This is a genomic window from Aquimarina sp. (assembly GCF_977115655.1).
This window is the reverse complement of the sequence record NZ_CDSBKO010000034.1, coordinates 54,421-62,578: the sequence shown is the minus strand read 5'-3', so window position 1 is coordinate 62,578 and position 8,158 is coordinate 54,421. Positions and strand designations below refer to the sequence as shown.

General features: G+C 30.9%; 9 protein-coding genes and 1 pseudogene. 1 reads left to right on the top strand and 9 read right to left on the bottom strand.

Features of this window, described 5'->3' with window-relative positions:
* Positions 1–113: 113 nt before the first annotated feature.
* The 4 genes from ACZIYX_RS14550 to ACZIYX_RS14535 form a co-directional block, all read right to left on the bottom strand.
* Complete coding sequence (locus ACZIYX_RS14550) at positions 114–587, bottom strand: hypothetical protein (RefSeq protein ID WP_462682979.1); 474 nt, start codon at positions 585–587, stop codon at positions 114–116.
* A gap of 26 nt (positions 588–613) precedes the next feature.
* Complete coding sequence (locus ACZIYX_RS14545; RefSeq protein WP_462682978.1) at positions 614–1,129, bottom strand: hypothetical protein; 516 nt, start codon at positions 1,127–1,129, stop codon at positions 614–616.
* Positions 1,130–1,755: 626 nt separating this feature from the next.
* Complete coding sequence (locus ACZIYX_RS14540; RefSeq protein ID WP_462682977.1) at positions 1,756–2,055, bottom strand: hypothetical protein; 300 nt, start codon at positions 2,053–2,055, stop codon at positions 1,756–1,758.
* Positions 2,056–2,253: 198 nt separating this feature from the next.
* Positions 2,254–2,469, bottom strand: coding sequence for a hypothetical protein (locus tag ACZIYX_RS14535; protein ID WP_462682976.1), 216 nt, complete (start codon positions 2,467–2,469; stop codon positions 2,254–2,256).
* A gap of 272 nt (positions 2,470–2,741) precedes the next feature.
* On the opposite strand from ACZIYX_RS14535, the gene ACZIYX_RS14530 reads away from it, so the two are divergent.
* A complete protein-coding gene (locus ACZIYX_RS14530) occupies positions 2,742–3,122 on the top strand; it encodes a helix-turn-helix domain-containing protein (protein WP_462682975.1) in 381 nt (126 codons plus the stop codon).
* On the opposite strand, the gene ACZIYX_RS14525 is transcribed toward ACZIYX_RS14530, so the two are convergent.
* The 5 genes and pseudogenes from ACZIYX_RS14525 to ACZIYX_RS14505 all read right to left on the bottom strand — a co-directional run bounded on the left by ACZIYX_RS14525 (position 3,123) and on the right by ACZIYX_RS14505 (position 8,155).
* Positions 3,123–3,434, bottom strand: coding sequence for a hypothetical protein (locus tag ACZIYX_RS14525; RefSeq protein ID WP_462682974.1), 312 nt, complete (start codon positions 3,432–3,434; stop codon positions 3,123–3,125). It abuts the gene before it with no gap.
* On the bottom strand, positions 3,431–4,009 hold the full coding sequence (locus tag ACZIYX_RS14520; RefSeq protein WP_462682973.1) for a hypothetical protein: 579 nt from the start codon (positions 4,007–4,009) through the stop codon (positions 3,431–3,433). Before ACZIYX_RS14520 ends, ACZIYX_RS14525 begins: the two co-directional genes overlap by 4 nt.
* 1,321 nt (positions 4,010–5,330) lie before the next feature.
* On the bottom strand, positions 5,331–6,017 hold the full coding sequence (locus ACZIYX_RS14515; protein ID WP_462682972.1) for a M15 family metallopeptidase: 687 nt from the start codon (positions 6,015–6,017) through the stop codon (positions 5,331–5,333).
* Positions 5,995–6,918 (bottom strand): alanine racemase, encoded by a 924-nt coding sequence (locus ACZIYX_RS14510; RefSeq protein ID WP_462682971.1) that lies wholly within the window; start codon positions 6,916–6,918, stop codon positions 5,995–5,997. Before ACZIYX_RS14510 ends, ACZIYX_RS14515 begins: the two co-directional genes overlap by 23 nt.
* A 145-nt stretch (positions 6,919–7,063) precedes the next feature.
* Positions 7,064–8,155, bottom strand: a pseudogene (locus ACZIYX_RS14505) (DUF1611 domain-containing protein).
* Positions 8,156–8,158: the final 3 nt, after the last annotated feature.

The window sequence follows — 8,158 nt, the reverse complement described above, 5'->3', positions numbered from 1 at the left end:
AATATTACAGGTTAAAAGTTTCATTTTCGGACACCGAGGTGTTTTTTATAAAAAAACATAAGCAGGGGTTCGTGGATATATTTGGTTTCGGGGTTTTGGGGCGGTACACAAAATTAATCTGGGTCGATTTGGTCTAACAACTCTAAGAACCGTAAACGACCAGTTACGGGGTTCTTGCTTTTTGGGGGATATTTTTTCAAAAAATCAAGGGTTATAGCTTCCAGATGGTTCCCTTTAAAAAAATCTTTAAGGTTCTCTTTGGTATACTCCATTAGCTTTAATTGCCAGGGCGTGATAAAATACATATACTCGCCAACCAAAAAATCAGGCAATAAGGTTTTGATCTTGTATATTTTGATATACCGGCAATGGTCGTACAGATAACAATATCCATAACCGTCTACTGCGCTGATATTATTTATGGAGTTGTTTTCTATCTGTTTTTTAATCTCTTCATATTGTATCGGGCTTTTAAAGTCCATAAGCATGGTTTCGATTTTTAAGAGGATATCATATATATCTATCTTTTCTAACCCATCCAATTGTTTAAAAACGTTCTGGATGATTGTGTCTTGGTGTGTTATCATTTTGGTGGTCAATAGTTATTAAGAGTTTACTGCATTACATATTTTTTATAGGTAGTAAAAAGACTTTTTACATGGTTTCTGGCATTTTCTTCTTTTTCCTTTTTGGTTTTCATATAGTACCATACAGCTGCATCGGCTGCATCGGTTGTATCTTTTGCCATAATGGTGATAGCGTTATATTCTTCTTTGGTAAGCAGCTTATATCCCTTGGGGCAGATCTGGGTAAATTGTGCAAAAACATCTTCTCCTTTAGCAGTTTCTATAAAAGAGGGGTGGATGGATTTATAGGTAAGCTCGTATTTGGTGTTTTTGTTACGCGACATATAGCTTTGTACCACCTCATTTGCGGTTTCCCTATTGGGGTAAATCCCAAAAACCCTGTCACCAGCATAGGTAATACCTTCAAAGCGGATCACTTCTTTTAAAAATACAGCTTCCAGATTTTTTTCTGGGGATTGCCCAAAACAGCTAATGGAAATAAAAAGCTGTAAGAAAAGGAACGGCAACAATGATTTTAGATTGCAAAGTGTTTTTTTTGTCATTTTACATTTAAAATTTTTGGGTTTTACATTTTCCCCAAAGGGAAGAGAGTTTTTACGGTACTCAACATCAAAAACACTTCGGGCTTCTGATTCTTTACATTTTTCCGTTTTTTATCCCGATCATATACCCAAGGATAAGCCCTAAGACCAGAATAGTTATATTTATTAATATGTCTAAAACAATGGTTTCCATTTTTATTTTAGTATTTTTACAAAGAGATTCGGGTACTTTGGCAACCGACCGATGGAATTAAGCAAGCTTCCTGAAAGAAAGCAAAACACTTCCCCAAGAGCCGAGCTTTTTTATATCAGGTACTTACTTACGAGTTGCCTCCATACCCATGTAATCCCTGTTTTACTGCTTGTTTTTCGCATTCCAATACTTCTATTTTTTTAATTTTTCACGGATTATAGTAAGGACAACCCCAATAATAAACCCCATAAAAAGCTATAACAGTAGTGCATGTTTGTTTTTCATTTTTTTAAGTACTACTTTAATACACTTAATTTTAGTAAAAGGCTGCGGGGGCAATCCTTAAGCAAGGGGCTTTAACACAAACTCAACTTACAAAAAGCTTTAGACCACCCCCGCGATTCCTTTTACCTCACCTGTTTTGAAAATGCGTTTACTTGTTTAAGGGTAATGTATGAGTTGGCATAACGACAATTGGATGAAAACATAGTGCTTCTCCTTGTGTTATACTATCTAATGCTAATGGGGATTTACGAATGGTATTTGCTACATCAAAGGCGGTTTGCCCTTGTTTACGGCAATCTTTGATCCAGTTACGTAACAAAATCGCGTAGCTTTTATATTGGTCTATAGAGTAATTAAAGTGCCATTGCTCTATATGCAATAGTTTAAGTACCTGCGCTTCAAAAATCCTGCTGTCTTTTTCTGGGCTTGATTTTACAATTGTTTTCATGTTTTCAATTTATTTGGGTTATCGATATATTTTTTATGTTAATACAGGAGCAATTGGATTGCCATTAGTTTACTACTCCTGTTTTGATTTTTTTATTTGGAGTAAAATTATTTTACACCATAGAGTTTTTTAGTTTAAAAAAAATTATAGACTAAGTCTTCAATACACTATATGGTATTTTTCATAATTATTCTGTATTTATATTTCATCTATGTAGTTATAAACTATATTTTTAATCATATTGTCTATCGTTTCAATTCTATGATCTGTCATTTTACGTTCATACTTTATGAATTTATGAATAGTACCTTTAGGAAACTGTAACTTAGTTTCAAGTCCCGTAATATTTAAGATTTTTTGATTTTCAATTAACCAACTCTCTACTCGTTTTCTTTTTATATCTTTTTTTCCCATTTTTTATCTCATAATCTTTATAAACTATCTACTTGATTAGTTAAAAGCTAACCAAATTGATTTTGAGAAACTAAGCGGGGTGTTTTCTCTAATGTTAGACTTAATTATAAATATAATACGCGCAATTTTCTCGTATAAAAATCTATCGTAATTTAAAATGTGTTTTTAAAATAAGTATCTTTACGAATATCGCTATTCAAATATACGTAAAAATTGCGTATTTATAAAGAAAAATAACTAAATAAACGCTAAAATCACGTATTTTAACACAAATGAATGCCAAGGAACTAAAAGAAATAAGAAAAAAATTAGGGTTAACACAAGCTGCATTAGCTGAGATTATTGATGTAGGTACAAGAACGGTTCAAGCGTGGGAATATAATGACCAAAAAGTACCTAAGACTGTTGGTGTATTTTTAAGACAGAAACTAGCAGAAAGTATATTAAATAAAAGTAAAAATGCAGTTATAGCGATGGATGTTTCTGATAAAGATAAATTAACATTAGAAGAAATGGCAATATTTTGTTTAGGGCATCAAGATGAATACGAAAAAATACCAAGTGTTAAGTTATTTATTGATTTTCATCGAAATCAAGCTAAAGCCGAATTATTAGAAAAACATATAATTTTAAATAGTAAAAAAAGAGATTAATTAAAGTGTTTTAGTATCGTACAACAATTCGTTTAATTCTTCTTGACTGAATTTTATTCCTAGTTCTTGCAGTATTAGAATTTTATTTAGTTTCTTGATCTTCTTTTGAATTTTCATGTTTTTTTCTAAGAAAAATTTTTCGATTTTTGGTAATCGTTTTTCGAATATGATAATTTCTTGATCAGAATTTGATTCATCTTGATAATGATTTATAAGTAAAAAAAACTTATCTATGGCATTGTCTATATTAATATCATTTTTAAGTAGTTTCTTTTTTAAATCTATAATTTCTATTAATAAATCTCTCTTCATCGCACCTCAATTTTACTTTCTTCTAATACTTTTGATTTTAATATTTCTAAAACATCTTTAGCTTCTGCAATGAATTGTTCATCATTGCCTTTTCGCATATTTAGTAAAACAATAATTTTTTTTATAAAGAAAACAAGCACAATAAAAATAACACAAAAACCTATTGCAAAAAGATGCCCAATTGCACTTTCTGAATAACTTGGTCCAAAAATCCAGAGTATTTGGAGAGCATAGCAATATATTGCTATGAGGAAAGAAAATTTTAGCGGTTTAAAATACATCCCTAAAATCATCAAAATAGGCGCTACACTTTGTGTAAACGCCCATAGAAAATTACTGAAATTAGAGAATCCGAAAGTTAAATCACTTTCAAAATTTAGATAAACCAATAACTTGTCTAAATATAATAACCCTCCAGACAAAGAGATAAAAATAGTGCCAATTATCCTAGCTCGGAATGATACTTTTTCTTCGGTTATAATATTAGTTACCCGATTCGCTAATATTTGAATTTTGTGTGCCAGGTCTATCAATACCTTTATCGGCTCCTTTGGTTTCAATTTCATAAATTTCATCATTAGAATCTGGGGTATCACAATTTGTAAAAATCATTATGGATAAAAATAGAAAAAGAATACGAAATACTGATAAATTAATTTTCATAATATAAATTTTAAAGTTTTATATATTGTTAAAATAAAGTCAATTTATTAATTAACTCATTGATTTACAATTCAAAACTAAGGAATTAATAGTTGAAAATATATAGTGAATTTCAAATATTTTGGATGTACTTTTGCCCTCTTTTTGAACGGATTTTACTGTTTTTTAATCCAAATATTCCCCAAAAATTAAGGCAAAAACACTAGCTATAAAAAAAATAAATATAAAACGTTAAAAATGAATATATAACACTGTGAATCAAAACCTTAAATACGCTATGGTAATACCGTAAAATAATTAGAATTGTTTTTTCATGACTCTATTTTTTTATGGAAAACCGTAAGCTTAGTCTCAATTTTTCTTGTCTTTCCATAACAATCAATATCTCTCATCTACCAACCATTTTATGGATCATTTCCTGAATCATTTTTTCTCTTCTGGTTTTCGGTTTTTTTGCCATAAGAGGGTTTTGCCTATTGGTTGGTATCTTTTTTTCTCCAGACAGGTAGCCAAAAAATGATAAGAATTGTTTGGTAAATAGCTTTGTTTTTTTAATTACTTAGATGTATTTTGAAATAAAAATGAACGCGTTAATTTGTAATTATCTATAGATATTAACCAAAAAAGTGGCAAAGCTTGTTTGGCTAATATAAACGGAGAACTCTAATAGATTAAAAGCAACCAAAGAGATTATATTTTAGGTTTGATATGAATATCTATCCTTATTGGATAACAAAACAAACCTAAAATACGGAGTAATTTTTAAATAAAAGAACATCTTTAACAAAGAATCAAAGTGCTAAAACTTTGGTTTATTAGTCGAATTATTACATAATTTATGTTCTGTATTTGTGCTTTTTATTTATAAATACTTGATTATTAAATATAATTATTTTCTTTTACGGTAAATTCAAAGTATAATTGGTATTAATATGAAATGGCATAAAATATTTATAAAGGAAAAAATCGAAGTTCAAGGCAAAAAACGCAGTCATAGCAGAGCTATGACGAGTATTTTTAACGTAGTAATTCGATTTTTTACTATAAAGATTAATGTTATTTTATGTTGATTTATCTATAACTCATCTAATACCAATTACACTTTGAATTTACCGCAATAAAACACCCTTTTTTCCTTTCTATTTCATCATAAAATGAAATCGTAACTAAGGCTATGTTTTAATTTTCTAATTCATAAAAAGAAAAAAATCATTATTTCCTTTTACGGTAAATTCAAAATATAATTGGTATAATTATATCATAAATAGCATGATCTTTACCTTTTTCTATTGCCCAGCCTACATTACCGTAGTCAAAATGCCAATATTCTTTCATATCACACACAAAATCCTCGTTTTCAAATAGATCAATAAGTAATTTTCTATTTTCTTTAGCTTCCTGGCTAATTGCTGGATGATAAGGATAACATTTTTTATTGAGATCGATTTTATATCCATTATTAGTTCCAAAATTTAGGACTTGATCCTTTTTCTTATCATATATCAATGCATCTATTGCTCCACCAGTAGAGTGTGTTGACTTTTTTTCGGGAGCTATGTAATAAGAAACAATTTCATTTATCTCCTTCACTTTTTTATTAGGATATTTCTTTTGCATGCCAAAAACGGTAAGTTCCCATAATAATCTTTGATGCTCAAAAGATCTCCATGAAGAACGTATTACTAAAGTTTTATCATTTTGTTCTAGATGATTGCTAATTCTCTCGATTTTTTCTACTAATTCTTCTCGTACCATATACTTATATCCCTTTATAATAGAAGGTTCATAAATTAAATGTATACCAGTATCTTTAAGACTAACTAAGGGAGATCCATTGTCTTTAATAAAGAATTTTTTTTCGAGTTTTTTATGTAAAATATCTTGAGATTCTACTTGATCACAGTATTCCTTCGAGTTCATAAGAAACAATATTTATTTTTTCAACATAAGGAGAGGTCATTGCAGATAGTAATGCAGTATAATTAAGGCTAAAAGACACCTCATCTCCTGTTTTAAGATTAGTTTTTTGTGGGTCGATAATAGTATGGTCACTTCCTACCCCTAGGATAGAGATATCCAGATTTGATTTTAACCCTGATACATCCACATCCTGAAGTCCGATTCCTAGTATTGCTCTTGAAATTTTTCCTCTATCGGGAAAATGTAAAATATGACCAAATGCATTCTGCCCTTTTTTTCCGTATGGTATAGAGGGCTTAATCTTTAATTCGGTCACCTCAGCAACCAAATTAAAAACATCTGTATAAAGATTTGGGATTGGACGTCTATTAACAGGATCTACTCCTAAAAAAATAGATTCCCCAAGTCGTAAATGATTGATTTTACCAATATCAGGAGTTGATCTAAACCAGCCATAATTTGCAGAGTTTCCTCCTGAAATATATGGTAATGAAATATGATATTTTTGTTCGATACACTCTGCCATAGCAGATAGGGATTCCATTTTATCCTTACTTGGCTGGATACCTCCAAAACATGCTAAATTTGTACCAATACCCACCAATTTAATTCCTTTTAGTTTTAGTACTTTTTTTACCATATTATCTAAACGGGAAGGCATTATCCCTTCGCGCAAATCTCCCATTTCTACCATAAGTATAATCTTATGAGTAACTCCTATAAGACAAGCATACTTTGCTAGTTCTTTAATTACTACCAACTCCGAATTATTACTAATATCTGCCCATTTAATGATGCTGCGAGCTTGACTAAGCATTGGAGTTCCTATAAGTAAAAATGTGGCCAAAATACCTCCTTCTCGCATTTTTTTAAGATTGGATACTTTAGAATCTGCAAGCATAGTTACCCCCTGTAGACACCAGTGTTTGGGCGATCATTAAATCTCCGCATACCCCCCTTAGTAACTGCGCAAACCGAGATTTTATTAGCTGCATATATTTGAGTAAGCAATGCACAATTGTGAGCTATTTTTTCATGGTTGATTTCTAATCTTGGGATTCCCACAGCACAGGTTTTACGGATCTTAAGTCAGGAAATACTTCATAAATTTTTTCTATAAGCTTGTCGCAGCCATTTTTTAAAACATCTGTAGCTGGTAGTTGGTACTTTTCTTCATACATCATCGTTATGCTTTCTACTTCTTGATTATTCATTCCCTCATGATTGATTGTAATTGCAATTACTTTGGCTCCTGAGAAAACTTCCAGCATTTTTATTTCACTTTCTAGTGTTGGCATTAAAATTTTAGGAAAATCACACCTGGTTTTTCTTTTTGGAGGATGCTGTAAGATGATTGCTTTTGGCATAGCACCTCTTATAATGGCACTTCAAGAGGTAAATGAGGGGTGACTAAGAGCTCCTTGCCCTTCAACTACAATAATATCTGGCTGCTCTTTAAGTGCTTCTAGAATAGCATTTTCAACCTCTCCAGAGGCAAAACCAGAACTTAACATATCTATTGCAATACCATATTTTGAACCTTGTAATATACCTGTTTGACCTGTAGTAATAAAAATGGCATGTAAACCTTCTTTTTGCAAAGCTTCTACCAACTTAAGTGCTGTAGTACGTTTACCAACTGCACAATCGGTACCAGACACTGTTATTATCGGTGTTTGTACATCTCTTATCTTACCAGTAAAACTATGCAGGTTTTCTTTGGATGGTGGTTTTCTTACATCAAAAATAGATACTCCATATTTTTTTGCAAGATCCGTACAAACTTTATCGTCTGAAAAGAACTCTGGAAGCCCATTTACAATATGCATTCCTGACTTAACAGCCTCATAAACGATTTCTTTTTCTTTAGTGCTAAGTGTGGGCTCTAAAGGAGCTATTCCGTAAATGAAATATTCTGGAATGTTATCCAAAATTGTAATAGCCTGATGAAAATCATGAAATATTGGTATTCCACTTTTAATTCCATCTAAATACTCCCCAGCATCAAGACCTGATTTGGAACTATCTATGATACCAACAATTTTATATTTATCTGAATGTCTGACAAGGCCATTTGCAACTTTTCCATCCAGTTTACCAAATTCATTTTCACAATATACAATTGCTGAATTTTTCATGTT